Raw genomic sequence first — 17525 nt, forward strand, 5'->3', positions numbered from 1 at the left:
CGGCAGCCGCAGGGAAGACAGCGGACACCGCCGTCTGGGACTGCGCTGCCGAGGCCGCCGAACGTACGCTGGCCTCGATCAGTACGCGACCGCCCGTTATGGAGCCTTTGTGCCCGCACCTCGTCTCCGGACAGCCTTCGTCGCCGCCTGCCTGGTCCTCGCGGCGCCCCTCGGCGCCTGCGGAGACAAGCCCACCACCGCGCCCAGTGCACCCGCGGTGGCCACCTCCGCCGCGGACGCCGGCGGCATGGCAGCACTGACCACAGCGGCGAAGAACGAGGGCTCGCTCAACACGATCGCGCTCCCGAGCGACTGGGCCAACTACGGCGCACTGATCGACGGCTTCGAGAAGAAGTACGGGATCAAGGTCATCGTGGAGAACCCGGAAGGTACCAGCCAGGACGAGATCAACGCCCTGAAGGAGCACAGGGGCGAAGGCCGCGCCCCCGATGTGATCGACGTGGGGGGCTCGTTCGCGCAGTCCGCGGCACGGCAGGGCCTGCTCGCTCCGTACAAGGTCGCCGCGTACGACGAGATCCCCAAGGAACAGAAGGACGACCGGGCCCGCTGGTACAACAACTACGGCGGTTACATCTCGATCGGCTGTGACGCCAAGCGCGTCAAGACCTGCCCCGCGACCTTCGCCGACCTGCGCAAGCCCGAGTACAAGGGCAAGGTCGCGCTCAACGGCGACCCCACCAAGTCCGGCTCCGCCTTCGCCGGGGTGTACGCGGCGGCCCTGGCGAACGGGGGTTCCTTCGACGACATCCAGCCCGGCATCGACTTCTTCGCCGAGCTCAGCGAGAACGGCAACCTCAACCCGGTCGCATCCACCCCGGCCACGATCGCGAAGGGCCAGACCCCGATCAGCATCGACTGGGACTTCCTCAACCTCGGATACGCCGACGAATTCCGCGAGAAGGGCACGGACGTCGACTGGCGGACCGCCATCCCCTTCGACGGAAGCTTCGCCGAGTACTACGCGGACGGGGTGAACAAGGACGCCCCGCACCCCGCGGCGGCACGTCTGTGGCAGGAGTACGTCTTCAGCCCGGAGGGCCAGAACATCCGGCTCGGCGCCTATGCACGCCCCGTCCTCATGGACGCCATGGAGAAGGACGGCACCCTCGACAAGGCCGCCGCCGAGAAACTGCCGACGGTCGAGGGCACGCCGACGTTTCCGACGGAGGCGCAGACGGAGAAGGCAAGAGAGACCGTCAACCGCGGCTGGGCCGAGGCCGTCTCGAGCTGAGGGCGGGGGCTCCTGGCCAGGCGTGACCCGCCCGTCCGGGCCTCACACCGGTGGCCACGGCACTCGCGGCCGCTGGCCGGCCCAACTACAGGCCGTGCTCACCGTTTGACGATCAGATCGCGGAGCTCGGCGAGACGGCGCCTGACCGCCTCACAGGGGTGAAGGGCGTCCGGTGTCGACTCAGCGCTCGGCCGCGCCCCCAGGTCCGCGAGGACATAGAGCGAGCGCTCCTCATCGGAGAACGGAGCACCGCACGGGCCCGGTTCCGGAAAGGCGACCGCGGACCGGCCTGCAGGAGGCCGTCCCCCTGCAGAAGCATCGCTTCGGCAGCCGGAGCGTTCATGCAAGCCGCCGCGCCCGGCCGATCCATGTTGAGTGGGATGCCCCCGTCGACCGACACGTCACCTGACACAACGTAGTTCCCAGTGGTCAGCACCGCGGCAGGGCTCCATTCACCTCCAGGTACTACCGGCGATGCGCTCCTTCCAGCGGTCATGCGACTGCTCTCCGCCGAGGGACGGGGATTGTTCCCCTGCGTCACGCCCCGGGTGGCGGATGCACCCGCGGGGATCCCTTTACACACGCCAGAGACCCGGCCGGGACCGATGCTGACCACTTGCTGACCTCGCCCCGGGCAGTACGGCGTTGACCTGCGCAAACGCCCAGATGCTAGATCTTGGACTTGAACATGGTCCGCATCATCGAGGTACTCCTGAACATAGGCTCCCTGCCTGCGTTTTTGCAGGTCAAGGGCGGTTTTTCTACTGTACAACGAGTCGCATGTCCCACCGCGGCGACTGCACAAGCCTACGCAGCACGCTCCGAAGGGTGTCCGTGATCACCGTCACTCTGGCGGTCTGGGCGGCGATCAGGGGCTAGAGCGGTCGACCGGGGGCCGGCTGCACACCGCCACGGTCGGCCAGCCCAGACCCCTATATTCCGAACCAATTCGGCCAGCCCAGACTCCTATATTCCGAACCGAAGGAGCAGGCCCCGTGGCGCAACAAGGAATGTGAGGGCCGAAGCGGCGCGGCAACACAGCGGCGGATCGCCGGTTGGCCGAACCGGCGATTCTCATGATGCCCGCCTTCTTGGTGGCTGCCGGTAACGGAACGGGTTCGGCGTCGCTGGCGCTACGTGGACGGCCTACGGCGGGCGGGGCCGGGCGGAAGTGCGGCGCGGACCGTGGTGACGACGGCCGCGACCGCCAGGAGGAAGAGCAGGATGCGGAACGCGAAGCCTAGGACGTTTGCGTGCAGCAGACCGTTCAAGGCCACAAGGGCGAAGCCGAGCCCGCCCGCGGCAACGGGCATACGGCCCACCGGATTCCGGACGAGGACCAGAACCACGCCGATGGCGAGCACCGCCGCAAGGAGCAGGAAGAGCACCGTCTGGAGCATCCCCGCCTCATACGTCGTCCCGCCCGCCTCGACGGCCTGACCGGCGGAGACAGGGACGACGGGCGCACCAAGCAGGGTCAGCAGGGCGAGTGCGACGGTCCCGGCCCGAACGACCGGCTCCGGGACCACCTGCGGGTCGCGGCACCACCGGACCGTGGAGGGGCGAAGGGCCGCGACTACCGCCGTCGCCGCGGCGACGGCCATCAGCGGTCCGACGACGTGGGCGATCACGGCGACGGTCTGCGGCCCGTGCGCCACCTGGTACTGGACGCTGGCGCTCAGCCCGTGCAGCGCGGTCGCGACGCCCGCCACCGCAATCGTCCGACGGCCGGCCAGTCTGCGGCGCAGCAGCAGCCCCACACCGGCGCCGAGCGCGGCCGACTCGGCCAGGCCCAGCAGCAGGTTCGCGACGAGTAGCCCCACGGGCGCGCCGCGGTCCGTGACGTAGGTGGCGGTCTGGGAGAGCAGGTACACCAGGGGCGGCAGGCAGGTCAGCGCCGCCGCCATGGCGACGGTCGCGGTCCGGCGCGCGTCGAGGCCGGCACCATCCGGCCCGTGGGTCGTCACACGGATGGTCGGCGCGACGACCTGACCCCGCTCGGTCGTCGAGGTAGTCGGCGCCGCGCGGTCCAGTCGCCGCAGTTCCGCTGCGAGTTCCGCCGCGCTGTCGTGCCGCCGACCCGGATCCTTCTCGAGTAGCCGCAGTACCAGCGCGTCCCAGTCGGCCGCCAGACCCGGCACGAAGGTGCCGGGCGCGGGTGGGTCGTCCGTGAGGTGGGCGCTGAGATAGCCCATGGTATCGGGGGCCTCGAAAGGCAACCGGCCCGTGAGGAGTTCGAAGATGACACAGCCCAAGGCGTACAGATCACTGCGGGGTTCGGGGCGGCCACGCGCCTGCTCGGGGGCCATGTACGGCGGGGTGCCGATGATGAAACCAGTCTGTGTCAGCCGGTCCGCGGTAGCGTATGGGTCGGCCGCCCGCGCGATGCCGAAGTCCAGAACCTTCGCGTTGCCGGAGCTTGTGACCATGATGTTCGAGGGCTTGACGTCCCGGTGCATGACACCGACCCCGTGCGCCTCGGCCAGCGCGTCGGCCACCTGGGAGCCCCACCGCGCCGCGTCCCTTGGGGTCACGTCACCGTTGCGCAGCAGGGCGTCTAGGCCCTGGCCCCGTAGCCGTTCCATGACGAGGAAAGGCGTCGTCCGTCCCTCGACGTCCGCCTCGCCGACGTCGTGCAGCGTCACGATATGGGGGTGCTGGAGCCGGGCGGTGAGCCGCGCCTCGCGTAGGAAGCGGGCGCGGGCGTCGGTGGCGTGGCTGCCGCCGCCGGAGAGCAATGAAATGAGCTTGACCGCCACGGGCCGGTCCAGCTTCTCGTCCCGCGCCTCCCACACCTGCCCCATACCGCCTTCGCCGAGCGGCTCTACGAGCCGGTAACGGCCCCCCAGCAGCTGGTCCCGCACCGCCACGCCTCCTCGTTCTGGCCCGCCGGGATCGCCCCGGCTCCCCCGTCCTTCCGGAGCATGCCGCGCCTGCGCGCGCCTCGTACAGGAAATCGGCAGAAACTCCCCCGGCCTCGGCCGACTGCGTCTTCCACCCGCGGGGCGCGCCATGGGGTTTGCTGCACCACAAGCCGGGCGCGGCCGTCTCCTCGGGCCTCCCGCCCGACAGCGTCGCCGTTGGTCCGGGCGGGTAGTGCACGCCCACAGCTGAACCGCGCAGCCGGCTCACTGAAGCCGGCGCCCGTCTTCCGCTGATCCGCGGTGAGCAGGGGGCTCCGCCGGGCGGAGCCGCCCCAACCCTGATGCAGGGGGCACCGAGTGATGAGTACCGGCCGGTACGACCTTGCGCGACACCCGCCGTTGGTACTCGATGGTGTGGGTGCGTCCCGCCGACCCACCGGCCGCGGCTTTGGAGGACGCCCCGAGTCAGCGCTCGGCGGCGTCCCTCCAGTAGTCCTTCAGCTTCTCGCCGGGCCAGGCGGGCTGGGTGACGGTCCCCTCGGCAGGAACTCGTCGAAGACCGCCACCAGGTCCACGACCAGGGTGCCGTCGTCGGCGTCGAGGTCGTGACGTGCAGGTCCCGTCCGTCGACGCGGAGCAGCCTGGGGAACGAGGTCGCGCGGCGAGCCGGGTGCCCGTGGTTGTGGTGCACGAAGGTTCCCGTGGCCGGCCACGCCGGGTTGTAGCGCGGGCTGCGCGCGTGGAGGGCGACGTCCTCGGGGAAACCGAAGTTGAAGAACCTGGAGTTGGGAGAACGGCTCCCCGGTTCGCGCGTCTCACGTACGGCGGTGCGAATGACCAGGACGGCGACCACGACAGCCGTACCCAAGGGCGCGTAACCGCATCCCCCCGGTCACCGGCCGCCGCCCGCCGACCCCGTCTGGTAGATGTCCGGGATGCCGTCCGCGTCCTCGTCGCGCTCTTCGTCTTCCCACAGGCGCCGGTAGACGCGGTTGCGACGGCGCAGGAGTACAGCGGCGAGGACGGCGGCGGTGAGGGAGCCGATCAGGACGGCGGCCTTGACGTGCTCGGCCTCGGCACCGTTCGGGAAGGCCAGTTCGCCGATGAGGAGGGCGACGGTGAAGCCGATGCCGGCCAGCGTGGCGAGGCCGAAGACGTCGGCCCAGGCAAGGTCGGGGTTGAGTTGGGCACGCGTGAAGCGGGCGGCCAGGTAGGTGCCGAGGAAGATGCCGAGGATCTTGCCCGCGACCAGACCGAGGAATACCCCGAGCGGCTCCGGGTCGGTGAAGACGTGGGCGAGCGCGGCGCCCGAGATACCGACGCCGGCGGCGAAGAGGGCGAAGAGGGGGACGGCCACGCCCGCGGAGAAGGGGTGGACGAGGTGGGAGACGCGGGCGCCCGGGGAGGCGTCCTCACCCTTGTCGCGGGTGGTGCGAAGGATGAGGCCCATGGCGACGCCCGCGACGGTGGCGTGGACACCGGAGTTGTACATCAGCGCCCAGATGGTGACGCCGAGCGGTACGTACCACCACCAGCCGCGCACCCGGAAGCGCTGGAGTGCGTAGAAGAGGACGAGTCCGGCGAACGCGCTGCCCAGGGCCCAGAAGTTGAGGTCGCTCGTAAAGAAGATCGCGATGATCAGGATGGCGCCGAGGTCGTCCACGACGGCGAGGGTGAGCAGGAACGCCCGCAGCCCGGCGGGCAGATGGGTGCTGATCACCGCGAGGGCGAAGGCGATGTCCGTGGCCATCGGGACGGCCCAGCCGTCGAGGCTTCCGCCGCCCGACGCGGCGACGAGGGTGTAGACGGCCGCCGGTACGGCCATGCCGCACAGGGCGGCGATCACGGGCAGGGCTGCCGTGGCGGGGGTGCGCAGTTCACCGACCACGAGCTCGCGCTTCAGCTCGATGCCCGCGACGAGGAAGAAGACCGCGAGGAGGCCGTCGGCGGTCCAGTGGGCGACCGACAGGTCCAGGCCCAGGGCGGGGATGCCGAAGTGGAAGTCGCGTACGGACTCGTACGCCGCGCTCCACGGGCCAACCAGAAGTGGGACTTCCGGGGTGACGGCACCGTCCGCGCGCTGGGCATGTGCATGGATGTCGCGAACGGCTCACGGGACGACGGGGCGCCCATCCAGCTGGCCCGGTGCAGCGGCAACCCGGCCCAGCAGTTCGTGCTGAGCGGCGAGGGCGACCTGGTGAACCCGCAGGCGGACAAGTGCGTGGACGCGGACGACCATGGCACCGCCAATGGAACGAGGCTCCTGCTGTGGACGTGCGCGGGGACCCCGAACCAGAAGTGGCGCGTGGAGTAGCCGTAGAAGTGCCGCTGTGGCGAGGGCCGCTACCGGCCGCCCTCGCCCGGCACCAGCCGGCTTCTCCCGCTACCAGCCGCCCTCGCCCGGCACCAGCCGGCCCGCCTTGCGGTACTCGCGGCGGGCGCCCTCCAGCAGGTCGGCCGTGGTGACCGGTCCGCCCCGGCCCGCGGCGGCGTACGCGGCGGTGACGACGGCGCTGCGGATCGATCCCCCGGCCAGCTCGAAGTCGCGGGCGCACGGCCCGGGATCGGTGCCGTCGGCGCGGGGCACGCGCGCGAGGGCGTGCCGCCACAGGGCCAGCCGCTGCTCCGCGTCGGGGAACGGGAAGTCGATCACCAGGTCCAGCCGGCGGGTGAACGCCTCGTCGATGTTGGCCCGCAGGTTGGTGGTGAGCAGGGCGATGCCGTCGAAGGACTCCAGCCGCTGGAGGAGGTAGGCACTCTCCATGTTGGCGTGGCGGTCGTGCGCGTCCTTGACCTCGGAGCGCTTGCCGAAGACGGAGTCGGCCTCGTCGAAGAGGAGTACGGCGTCGGTCCGGTCGGCCTCCGTGAAGATCCGTTCCAGGTTCTTCTCCGTCTCGCCCACGTACTTGTCGACGACGGACGACAGCTGCACCACGTAGAGATCGAGACCGAGTTCGGCGGCGACGACTTCCGCGGAGAGTGTCTTGCCCGTGCCGGACTCACCGGCGAAGAGCCCCAGCACACCGCGCCCGCGGCCGCCTCCGGCGCTGAGCCGCCAGTCTCCGAGGACCCGGTCGCGGTGGCGGGCGCGCAGGGCGAGTTCCTGTAGTTGGGCGCGTGGCCGCTCTGGGAGGACGAGGTCCTCCCAGCCGACCTCCGGCCGGATCCGGCGGGCGTGCCGCTCCAGTCCGGACGCGGACTGCCTGCGGGCGGCCAGCCGCACATGGGCGGCGGTCAGCGGGGTGCCGTCGAAGGCGGCGAGATCCAGGGCGGCGCGCGCGGCCCGCGTGAGGCGGTCGCCGCCGAGGCGGTACGGGGCGACGGTGGCCGCCAGGTCGAACCCCGCACCGGTCGCCGCGGCACCGAGCGCCGCCGCCCACGCCTCGGCGGCGCCCGCGCGCAGCCTCGGCGCGTCGAGGACCAGCGGGTCGCGGTCGCACCACTGGGGGTCGTACGGGCCGGTGCCGGCGAACAGCACCCGTACGTCCTCCGTGGCCAGCGCGCGGATCAGCGGCGCGGGATCGTCCGGCAGCGGTGACACGACGATCGCGTGGCCGCGCAGTCTGGCCTCGCGCAGCAGCTCGGCGAAGGGGCCGGGGCCGGTGCCAGGGCCGGGGGCGGTGTCTTCGGGGGTGAAGTGCAGGGCGCCGAGTCCCACCGCGCCGAGCGCCGCCGCGGCCCAGGTGAGCCCGTCGCCCTCACGGTGCTCGCGGAGATAGACGGTGAGCGGTCCGGCGGCCAGCCGGCCGGCGAGCCTGCGGCTGAACTCCTCGTCGTACGGTCCACGGGGCGCCCCGAGCGGGCGTACGCGGCCGGTGAGCGCGGCGTCCAGGGTGTCGTCGCCGAGGAGATGGGCGACCAGCCGGTCGGGAACGCGCAAGGGGCGGCTGAGGAAGGGGCGTTCGGGCTCCTCGACCTCGACCAGACCGAGCGCGGCCAGCGGCGCCGCCGGATGGAAACGGGCCCGTGCCTCGGGCCGATGTGCGGGGATGCCGCAGAGGTCGAGCGCGAGCCCGGTGGTGGCCCGTCGTCGGCTGACGTCGTCGTTGAGGTACGCGTACAACGGCTCGAAACCCCGGTCGAGGTCGGGCGCGAGAGCGACGAGCAACAGCTCTGTCTCCACCTCCCCGAGCCCGAGCCGCACCGCGAGCCGCGCCAGCGGGTCGGAGGCGTCGGCGATGACGCCTGCGTGGACGGCCGGGGGCCGCCCGAGCCGGTGATGCCCGGGACCGGCGCCAGGGCGCTCGTCACCGTCCGGCACGACTCCGCCGGGCCAGGGGTCTTCGGCCACGCCTGCGGAGGGCCCGGCGTCGGTGGCCGATCCGCCCGCACCGGCCACCGGTGCCGATGCCGCGCCGGTTTCCCTCGCAGCGGAGTCCAGTACGTGTCCGACCGCCTCCTCCGACAGGTACAGGCCGCGCAGCGGGTCCGCCGCGGTGGGGTCGTCGGCGGCTCGAAGGTCGACCAGGGCCGCGACCCGCTCGCGGAGGCGGGCCAGGCGGGCCAGGAGCGCGGCTGCCGGGTCCGGTGCGGGGCGGTTCGAGGATCCGGCGGGGTGCGCGGAGGTGTACGTCCTCATCGCCGCCGGGTCTCCGGGGCGTGGGTTCCGGAGGTCGGCGGCCGGTGCAGCCGCTCCGGTGACCCCTCCAGGGTGCCGTCGATCCCGCGTACCCGGACCGCGGCGCCTTCGGTGACCGGTGGCCCGGCGTCGTACTCGGGGAACGCCGGGAAGGGCGCGGTCACCACCACGTCCAGGGACGGCTTGAGTTCGCCGCCGAGCGCGGACCAGATCTCGGCCAGGGATCGGGACTCGGTCTGGATCCCGGCGACCGTCAGAGGCACGGAAAGCCCCAACTCGCCGAGTGAACCCGGAAGTTCCTCGGGTGCCAGGATCTCGCGGGGCAGCAGCGTCGCCAACACCGCCGAGAGCAGGCGGTGTTCGTCCTGCGGCTGCTTCGTCCAGGCGGTGACGAGGTACGACAGCCGGAACCAACGGGGCGGCTGGCGGCGTTTGAGGACCGCGCCGCGTTCGTCCGTGATCGGCACGGTCCCGCGCTGGCGGCGGCCCACGTCCTCCCGGATGTCGTACAAGTAGGCGTTGATGGCGGGGGCGTTGCGCCGGGCGGCCCAGTCGCGGGTGGGGGCCTCCAGGGAGACGTCGATGCCGGAACCGGCGAGTGCGCCGCCCTCGAGCATCCTCTTGAGGACGTCGTCCACCTCATGGATCATCGTCGTGCTCCCCGCCCTGCCGTGTACGTGCCCCGCGCGCTGCCGCCTTCGGCCGGATCCTCGGACCGAATCCACAGCCGATTCTTCACCGCGCCGTACCCGCTGCCGCAGGCGCTGCGGGGAAGGTGAGGGGGCGGACCGGTGGGCCGCATGGACCTCGGCGGCTGCCCCCGGGGCTGCCCGTGCGGTCAGATGTAGCCCTCCCGCAGGGCGTAGGCGACGGCGTGGGCGCGGTTGCGCAGATGGAGTCGGGTGGTCAGCCCGTGCATGACGTTCTTGACGGTGCGTTCGGAGTAGGAGAGCTTGCCCGCGATCTCGCCGGTGTCCAGCCCTTCGGCGACCAGTCGCAGGACGTCGACCTCGCGCGCCACCAGGCCCGAGGTGGAGGTACCGGGGTGGCCCGCCGCGGAGCGCTGGAGCGTGCCGACCTGGCTCATGAGGCGGCCCAGCAGATCGGCCGGGAGGTCGCCGTCGCCGCGGGAGGCGGCGACCACGGCTTGCAGGAGTCGGTGCGCGGTCGCTTCGTGGCGCCAGACGACGGCGCCGACGCCGCACTCGATGACGTCGAGGAGCTCGGCCTCGCGGACCGCGCTCACGACCAGGACGGCGCGGGCGCCTTCGCTGCGGACCAGCCTGCGCAGCTGGGCGAGCATGGGCTCGTCCGGTGTCTCGCCGATCAGGACCGCCACGGTCCCGGGTCGGGTCTCGGCCTCTTCTCGGAGTTCGACCACCGGGTGCTGGCGCAGCTGGCTGACCGCGCCCGCCCGGGATATGGGATCCGCCGTGTGGACGACGACCGGGATGCGCCGGGCCGGGTCCGCGCCGCCGATCGCCGTGGCCGGTAAGGAACTACGCACGTGATTTCCCCCCATGTCAGAGCGCCGCCGCCGTGGCCGGGCTGCGACACACAGGCACCGAATCGGATGTATGTGCCACTCAATGGTCGGCACAATCGTATGATCACGCCGAGCGCCGCACGCGGTCGAACACGCCGCGTCCACGTCGGGCGGCGCGGGGATGACCGAAACGGAACAGACGTTCGGCGTGTCCGGAGCGGGCACCGGGGGCCGCCTGGGTCGGTCACCAGGTCCGCCCTGCGGCTGTTCCCGCTGGTCGGACGCCTTGGCGCGGTCCATCCGCAGCGGCTCGAGAAGGCTGGGGAGATCGTGCGCGACGCCCCCTCCCCGAGAGCGCTCCCAACAGGGTCGACCGAATGTCGATCCCAGCGGGGTGAACCCACCCGCGGGCCCCGTCCCGGGACCGGCACGCCGTCCTGCCCGCCGACTCGACCGGCGCCGGGAATCCAGTCGATCGCGAGACGGTCGGGGTGACGACAGGTCAGGCGATCGCGCTCAGGTTGTCCGCGAGGCGGCGGCGGGCCGCGCGGGACGCCGGGAGGGCCGTCAGGGCGATCGCGCCGAGGACGGCGGCCGCGCTCATGGCCATGAGGTACCCGGCGGGCGGGCTCTGGGCGATGCCGGAGCCGATGCCGGTGGTGTGGGCCTCGTGGTCGATCAGCCAGTGGGCGAAGGGGACGCCGAGGGCCGTCGCGGCGAGGGCGGCGGCCAGGGCGGTGCAGCCGATGGCCGTCACGGCGACGGCGGTGATCTGGCGCGGGGAGAGCCCGATGGCCTTCAGGGCCAGCAGGTCGCGTTCGCCCTCGCGGATGGCGCCGCCGATCGCCGTGGAGAGTTCGGTCAGACCGATCAGGGCGAGGACGGCGATCAGGCCGACGACGACGCCGCGCAGGGTGGAGAGCCGGTCGGCGGGGGTGGTGACCTCGTGGATGTCGAGGTGGCCCCGGGAGGCGTCGGCCAGTTCGGCGCGGACGGCGCGCGGGTCGGCGCCGGGCTCGAGGCGGAGCTGGTAGAGGGTGGGGCGCAGGCCGGGGTCGTTCTCGCGCAGGGTGTCGAGCGAGGTGGAGATGACCCGGCCGCCGTTCTCCGGTTCGATGCTGCGGCCGACGAGGTGCAGTACCTGCGGGTGGCCGCCGACCGTGACGCGGACCCAGTCGCCGACGCGGACGCCGAGCAGGTCGAGCAGGCCCTGGCCGGCGACGGCCTCGTCGGGGCCGTGGGCGGGGCGGCCCTCGGCGATCGAGTACGGGTAGGGCTCGTCGCGGGTGCCGAGGCCGCGCAGTGCGATGGTGCCGGTCTGGCCGGGGACCAGGGCGGCGACCTCCAGGCCGGGGTGGGCGGCGGTGACCTTGTCGTGGGCCTCGAGGAGCGCGGCGGCCTCGCGGTCGGTGAGGGTCGCGTCGGGGCGGGCGGTGAGCGCGGCGGCGTGGCCGAGCTGTTCGGGGCGGCTGTCGAAGCGTTCGATGGTGGTCCAGGCGCCGAGCGCCACGGTGATCAGCAGCAGCGGCAGGGCGAGGCGAACGATGGCGGCAGGGGCGCGCCGCCCTCGGCCGAAGGCCTGGTGCCAGCCGAGGACCAGGGCGGCCGGTACGCGCAGTCCGAGTGCGCCCCGGGCGGCCCGGGACAGCCCGCCGCCCGGGGCCACGGCGGCCGGGACGACGGGTACGGGCTCGACGCGTCCGGCCCGCCAGGCGGCGAGGCAGGTGGCCGCCCCGATGAACAGCACCGCCGCGACGGGCACCGCGAGCAGCGCTGCCGTGTGGCCCTGGAGCCCCTGCCAGACGCCGACGGCGTCGCCGAGCCGGCCGGGCAGGCGGTGGCCGAGCGTCTGGACGGCCGTTGTGGCGAGGGTCGCCCCGGCCACGGCGAAGGCGAGGTGCTGGACGAGGAAGACGCGCACGACCTGGCCGGGTGTGAAGCCGATGGCCTTGAGGACGGAGATGTCCCGCAGATGGCCGCGCACCCGGGTGCTGATGGCGCCGAACACCGCGAGGGCGGCGGCGATCAGCGCGCCGAGCCCGAACAGGCCGAGGACCTGTCCGAGGAGCCGGGTGTCGCCCTGGGCCTCGGCGCGGGCCTGCTGCCAGGTGGAGACGTCGGTGACGGCGCCGGCGCCGAGCGCGGTGACGGCGCGCTGGACGGTGTAGTCGGTGTCGTCCGGGTCGGCGAGGCGCAGTCCGACGACCTGGCCGCCACCGCGGTCGTCCGGTACCGCGCGCGGCAGGGCCCAGACGGTGCCGGGTCGCTCACCGGGGCGGTAGCGGGGTTCCGCGCTGTCGGCGACGCCGAGGACGGTCAGGGTGCGGCCGGTCGGCAGGGCCAGGCGATCGCCCGGTTCGGCCCAGAGGGCGCGGGCGAGGCCGGATTCCAGGACGACGCCCTCGGGGACGGCGTCGTCGAGCCACCGGCCCGACGTCACCTGGGGCCGTCCGATGTCGGGGGGCTCGGCACCGGTGGCGCGCAGTTCCACGCCGGCGCGGGCTCCACCGGAGGCGACGGTGGCTGCCGCGGTGCGGTACGGGCCGGAGAGCTGCTCGACGCCGTCGAGGGTCGCGAGGGGTCCGGTGTCGGCGGCGGGGCCGATGTGGATCCACACGTGAGCGCCGCGCGACTGGGCGAAGACGCGTTGCCAGGGGTTGGTGGCGTAGCCGAAGAGCGCCGTGGCCAGCAGCAGCGAGGCGACGATGCCGGCGGTGGCGGCGACCATGAACAGCGCCTCGCCCCGGTGGGTGCGCAGATCGGCGTGCGCCCAGCGCAGCATGGCCCGCACCGGTCAGTCCTTCAGTTCGAGTACGCCGGCGATGCCGTGGCCGCGCGGCGGCGTGCCGCCCAATTCCGCGTCGTCGGCTATCCGGCCGTCGAAGAAGCTGATCACCCTGTCCGCGGCGCTGGCGAGCCGGGCGTCGTGGGTGACGAGCACGATGGTCTGGCCGCGCTGGTGGAAGCGGGTCAGCTGCCGCATCACCTCGCGGGTGCCCTTGCTGTCGAGGCTGCCGGCCGGTTCGTCGGCGAGGAGCAGCCGCGGATGGTTGACCAGGGCGCGGGCGAGGGCCACGCGCTGCTGTTCGCCGCCGGACAGCTCGCCGGGCATGCTGCGGGCCTTGCCGTCGAGGCCCAGCTCGGCGAGGAGCTCCTCGCGCTCGGCTCGGGCCCGCTTGGCGGAGGTGCCGGCCAGCAGGGCGGGCAGTTCGACGTTGTCGGCGACGGTGAGGTTCGAGACGAGGTTGAAGAACTGGAAGACGATGCCGATGCGGCGCCGCCGCTCCACCGCCCAGCGCGCCTCGGTCCAGCCGTCGGTGCTCTCGCCGTCCAGCCGGAGCGAGCCGCTGTCGGGACGCTGGAGGCCGCCGAGGAGGTGCAGCAGGGTGGACTTCCCGGCGCCGGAGGGGCCGGTGACGGCGACGAACTCGCCGCGCCGCACGGTCAGGTCGACGCCGCGCACGGCGTGTGCGGGCGCGCCCTCGCCGTGGTGGGTCTTGACAAGACCCTCGGCGCGCAGCAGCGGCACGGGGACGGCGGAGTCCGTCATCGCAGCTCCTCCAGTTCCTCCTGGCACCGCTCCAGCCAGTCGAGGTCGGCCTGGAGGTGCAGCATGGCGCCCTCGATCAGCAGGTGGGCTATGCGGTTGTCCCGGTCTTCGGTGGCGGCCAGCTTGGACAGGTTGCGCATGGTGGTGAGGTACTCGCGTCGCTGCTTGTTGATGAGGGCGATCTGGTCGGCGAGACCGGTGCGCGGGGCGAGGGCGAGCTTCATGAAGAACTCGTCCCGGACCCTCGGTTCGTCCGCCGCCTCGTCGAACCAGGCGCGCAGTGCTTCCTGCCCGGCGTCGGTGAGGCGGTAGATCTTCTTGTTGGGGCGGCTCTCTTGGGCGATCTCCTCGCCCTCGATCAGCCCGGACTTCTCCAGCCGGCCGAGCGTGACATAGATCTGGCCGACGTTGGTGGGAGGGTACGCGGCGCCCAGCAGTTGCTCAAGCTCCTGCTTGAGCTCGTAGCCGTGGGCGGGGCCCCTGGCCAGGAGGGCGAGGAGGGGAAGGCGCACCCGTGCTGTCCTCCCTTGGCGTGCTCCCGGTGTGATGTGGGCTCTAGTATCGCCCATGCCTAACGGGTATACATGCCCTGTCGCCGGACGAAGGTGTACGGCGCGGCGCTCTGGGAGGAACCTATGCGGTGGATACGTGCCGCCGGTAGGGGTCTCCTGGTTCTCGCGGTCGTACTGACGGGTTACATGGCCTCCGGCACTCCGTCGGGCGGCGCGGAGCGCGAGGGCGGGCGCGGCCCCATGACGCTGGCGACGGCCGGTGATCTCACCGGCTATCTCGACCGCGTCCTGGACGGCTGGAACCGCGCGCATCCGGCCGAGAAGGTCACCCTGGTCGAGCTGCCGGACTCGGCCGACGAGACCCGGGCCCAGATGATCACGGATCTGAGGTCGGGCGAGGGCAGGTTCGATCTGCTCAACATCGATGTCGCGTGGACGTCGGAGTTCGCCGCGGCCGGGTGGATCGCGCCGCTGGAGCGCGGCCGGTTCCCGCTGGAGAGCTTCCTGCCGCCCGTGGTGGACACCGCGACGTACGACGGACGGCTCCACGCCGTCCCGTACGTGACCAATGCCGGGATGCTCTTCTACCGCAAGGACGTGCTCGACCGGGAGGGGCAGCGCCCACCGCGGACCTGGGCGGAGCTGGAGCGGCAGGCCCGCACCATCGCCCCGAAGTACGGACTCGGCGGCTACGCGGGCCAGTTCCTGCCGTACGAGGGGCTGACGGTCAACGCCGCCGAGGCGGTGTACTCGGCGGGCGGGTCGATCCTCGGCGACGAGGGCGAGCGGGTCACGGTCGACTCGGCGGCCGCCCGCGAAGGGCTGGGGTTCCTCTCCCGCGGTGTGCGGGACGGCTGGATCCCGAGGGAGGCCCTGACGTACAAGGAGGAGGAGTCCCGGCAGGCGTTCCAGGACGGCCGGCTGCTCTTCCTGCGCAACTGGCCGTACGCGTACGCCGGCGCCTCCGGCGCGCAGTCGAGGGTCGCGGGGAAGTTCGGCGCGGTGCCGCTGCCGGGCCCGCAGGGACCGGGCGCGAGTGTGCTGGGCGGCTCCAATCTGGCCGTGAGCACCCATGCCCGGCATCCCGAGTCGGCGCGCGACCTGATCGCGTACCTCACGAGCGAGCGGGTGCAGCGCCGCGTCCTGAGCGAGGGCGCCCTGCCGCCGGTGCGGGCCGCACTGTACGGGGATCCGGCGCTGGTGGCGCGCTTCCCCTATCTGCCCGCGCTCCGGGCGAGTGTGCTCGCGGCCGCGCCGCGCCCCAAGAGCCCGCACTACGAGCAGGTGAGCCTCGCCGTGCAGGCCGTGGCGCATGACGCGATGGCGCAGCACCAGACGCCCGAGGCGGCGGTGCGCCGGCTCGCGGAGGAGCTCGCGGCCATCGCCCGTCGTCGCTGACGCCTCTCCCCTCACTCTTTCACCTCCCGGTTACCTACATACCCGTTAGGTATCAGCCACAGGGATCGACGGGGCGCGAGAACTCATATAAATCGGGACATTCACCACCAACCTCCGCCGTTTTTTGGCAACTTCATTGACACCCTCGCGACACGTCTACCTAACATGCATGCATAACCGCTACCCGCTCTGGGTGGCGCGCACCCTTCACGCAGAAACAGGTCAACGGGTGATGCTCACAGCCCCTAGCCGCCGTCACTGGTGGCGCGACGCGGTGATCTACCAGGTGTACGTCCGCAGCTTCCTGGACAGCACCGGCGACGGGATCGGCGACCTCGCCGGTGTCCGGGCCGGCCTGCCGTACCTCAAGAAGCTCGGGGTCGACGGCATCTGGCTGAGCCCCTTCTACCCCTCGCCGCAGCACGACCACGGGTACGACGTCGCCGACTACTGCGACGTGGACCCCGTCTTCGGCGACCTCGCCGAATTCGGCCTGCTGGTCGCCGACGCCCACCGGCTGGGCATCAAGGTGCTGCTGGACATCGTCCCCAACCACTGCTCCAGCGAGCACGCCTGGTTCCGCGAGGCCCTGGCCGGCGGCCCCGGCAGCGAGGCCCGGGCCCGCTTCCACTTCGCCGAAGGCCGCGGCCCGGACGGCGACGCGCCGCCCAACAACTGGCACGCCATGTTCGGCGGTCCGGCCTGGAGCCGGGTCACCGAGCCGGACGGCACACCCGGCCAGTGGTACCTGCACATGTTCACCCCCGAGCAGCCGGACCTGAACTGGCGCAACCCCGAGGTCGGCGCCCACTTCGACCACGCCCTGCGCTTCTGGCTGGACCGGGGCGTCGACGGCTTCCGTATCGACGTGGCGGCCGGACTGTTCAAACACCCCGACCTGCCGGACTCCCCCGACCCGGAGGCCGACGCCCGTACCCGCGACTCGGTCAACCCGCTCGCCTGGAACCAGCCCGAGGTGCACGACGTCTGGCGCCACTGGCGGTCGGTGTGCGAGGAGTACACGGCCCGCGACGGCCGCGAGCGGCTGCTGGTCGGCGAGGTGTCGGTGCCGACCGCCCGTGAGCACGCGCGATACGTCCGCCCCGACGAGCTGCACCAGGCGTTCTTCTTCGACCTGCTGGGCGCGCCCTGGGACGCCGACGCCTTCCGCAAGGTGATCGACGAGGCGATGCGCGACATCGCGGGGACCGGCTCCACCGTCACCTGGGTGCTCAACAACCACGACCAGGTGCGCACCGTCACCCGGTACGGCGAGTCCGGCACCGAGGGCAGCGGGCTCGGGGTCGCCCGGGCGCGCGCCGCCGCCCTGCTGATGCTGGCCCTGCCCGGAGCCGCGTACATCTACCAGGGCGAGGAGCTGGGCCTGCCGGAGGTCGTGGACCTGCCCGACGAGGTGCTCACCGACCCCATCTTCCGGCGCACCGGCAGCCGGGCCCGGATCCGCGACGGCTGCCGCGTGCCGCTGCCGTGGTCGGGGCACGCCTCCCCGTTCGGCTTCAGCACCGGAGCGGAGAGCGCCAAGCCGTGGCTGCCGCAGCCCGGCTGGTTCGCCGAACACGCCACCGACCGGGCGCTGGCCGACACCCGCTCGTTCTGGCACCTGTACCGCGAGGGCCTGCAGCTGCGGCACGGACTGCCGCAGCTGGGCGAGGGCACCTTGCGCTGGCTGGACGCACCGCCCGGCGTCCTGGCCTTCCTGCGCGGCGACGGGCTCGTCTGCGCCGTGAACTTCACCGCCGCGTCGGTGCCCGCGCCGGTCGCCGGCGCCCCCCTGCTGTCCAGCGGCCCCTGCCCGGCCGGCGTACTGCCCGGATCCACCGCCGCCTGGTGGATCAGTGACCACACCACCTCGGAGGTATGACC

At 72.5% G+C, this 17525-nt stretch carries 11 protein-coding genes and 2 pseudogenes; 4 read left to right on the forward strand and 9 right to left on the reverse strand.

Annotated elements, in window-relative coordinates; genetic code table 11:
• Positions 1–109 precede the first annotated feature (109 nt).
• A complete protein-coding gene (locus ABZY12_RS19885; protein ID WP_356892012.1) occupies positions 110–1252 on the forward strand; it encodes an extracellular solute-binding protein in 1143 nt (380 codons plus the stop codon).
• A 1133-nt stretch (positions 1253–2385) separates the two neighbouring features.
• Here the strand turns inward: ABZY12_RS19885 and ABZY12_RS19890 are convergent.
• The 3 genes and pseudogenes from ABZY12_RS19890 to nhaA form a co-directional block, all read right to left on the reverse strand.
• A complete protein-coding gene (locus tag ABZY12_RS19890) occupies positions 2386–4116 on the reverse strand; it encodes a serine/threonine-protein kinase (RefSeq protein WP_356892014.1) in 1731 nt (576 codons plus the stop codon).
• 465 nt (positions 4117–4581) lie between these two features.
• Positions 4582–4876: pseudogene (locus tag ABZY12_RS19895) on the reverse strand (S-adenosylmethionine-dependent methyltransferase); the annotation flags it as partial.
• A gap of 132 nt (positions 4877–5008) precedes the next feature.
• A complete protein-coding gene (gene nhaA / locus ABZY12_RS19900) occupies positions 5009–6160 on the reverse strand; it encodes a Na+/H+ antiporter NhaA (RefSeq protein WP_356892137.1) in 1152 nt (383 codons plus the stop codon).
• On the opposite strand from nhaA, the pseudogene ABZY12_RS19905 reads away from it, so the two are divergent.
• Positions 6152–6430 (forward strand): annotated as a pseudogene (locus tag ABZY12_RS19905) (RICIN domain-containing protein); the annotation flags it as partial. The gene nhaA and the pseudogene ABZY12_RS19905 overlap by 9 nt on opposite strands.
• A gap of 69 nt (positions 6431–6499) precedes the next feature.
• Here ABZY12_RS19905 and ABZY12_RS19910 read toward each other — a convergent pair.
• The 6 genes from ABZY12_RS19910 to ABZY12_RS19935 all read right to left on the reverse strand — a co-directional run bounded on the left by ABZY12_RS19910 (position 6500) and on the right by ABZY12_RS19935 (position 14243).
• Positions 6500–8695, reverse strand: a complete 2196-nt coding sequence (locus ABZY12_RS19910; protein WP_356892016.1) for an ATP-binding protein — start codon at positions 8693–8695, stop codon at positions 6500–6502.
• Positions 8692–9345: a DUF4255 domain-containing protein gene (locus ABZY12_RS19915; RefSeq protein WP_356892018.1), complete on the reverse strand. Its 654-nt coding sequence runs from the start codon at positions 9343–9345 to the stop codon at positions 8692–8694. Before ABZY12_RS19915 ends, ABZY12_RS19910 begins: the two co-directional genes overlap by 4 nt.
• 188 nt (positions 9346–9533) lie before the next feature.
• Complete coding sequence (locus ABZY12_RS19920) at positions 9534–10202, reverse strand: response regulator transcription factor (RefSeq protein WP_356892020.1); 669 nt, start codon at positions 10200–10202, stop codon at positions 9534–9536.
• A gap of 481 nt (positions 10203–10683) precedes the next feature.
• Positions 10684–12972, reverse strand: coding sequence for an FtsX-like permease family protein (locus ABZY12_RS19925; RefSeq protein WP_356892022.1), 2289 nt, complete (start codon positions 12970–12972; stop codon positions 10684–10686).
• Positions 12973–12975: 3 nt separating this feature from the next.
• Positions 12976–13731 carry an ABC transporter ATP-binding protein gene (locus ABZY12_RS19930; protein WP_356892024.1) on the reverse strand — a complete coding sequence of 252 codons (756 nt, stop codon included), beginning with the start codon at positions 13729–13731 and terminating at the stop codon, positions 12976–12978.
• On the reverse strand, positions 13728–14243 hold the full coding sequence (locus ABZY12_RS19935; protein ID WP_356892026.1) for a PadR family transcriptional regulator: 516 nt from the start codon (positions 14241–14243) through the stop codon (positions 13728–13730). Before ABZY12_RS19935 ends, ABZY12_RS19930 begins: the two co-directional genes overlap by 4 nt.
• Before the next feature lie 123 nt (positions 14244–14366).
• On the opposite strand from ABZY12_RS19935, the gene ABZY12_RS19940 reads away from it, so the two are divergent.
• The gene (locus tag ABZY12_RS19940) at positions 14367–15641 is read left to right on the forward strand and encodes an ABC transporter substrate-binding protein (protein ID WP_356892028.1); all 1275 of its coding nucleotides are present in this window, start codon (positions 14367–14369) and stop codon (positions 15639–15641) included.
• Between the two features lie 232 nt (positions 15642–15873).
• On the forward strand, positions 15874–17523 hold the full coding sequence (locus ABZY12_RS19945; RefSeq protein WP_356892030.1) for a glycoside hydrolase family 13 protein: 1650 nt from the start codon (positions 15874–15876) through the stop codon (positions 17521–17523).
• Positions 17524–17525: the final 2 nt, after the last annotated feature.

This window comes from Streptomyces sp. NPDC006551, from assembly GCF_040611675.1.
GTDB lineage: Bacteria > Actinomycetota > Actinomycetes > Streptomycetales > Streptomycetaceae > Streptomyces.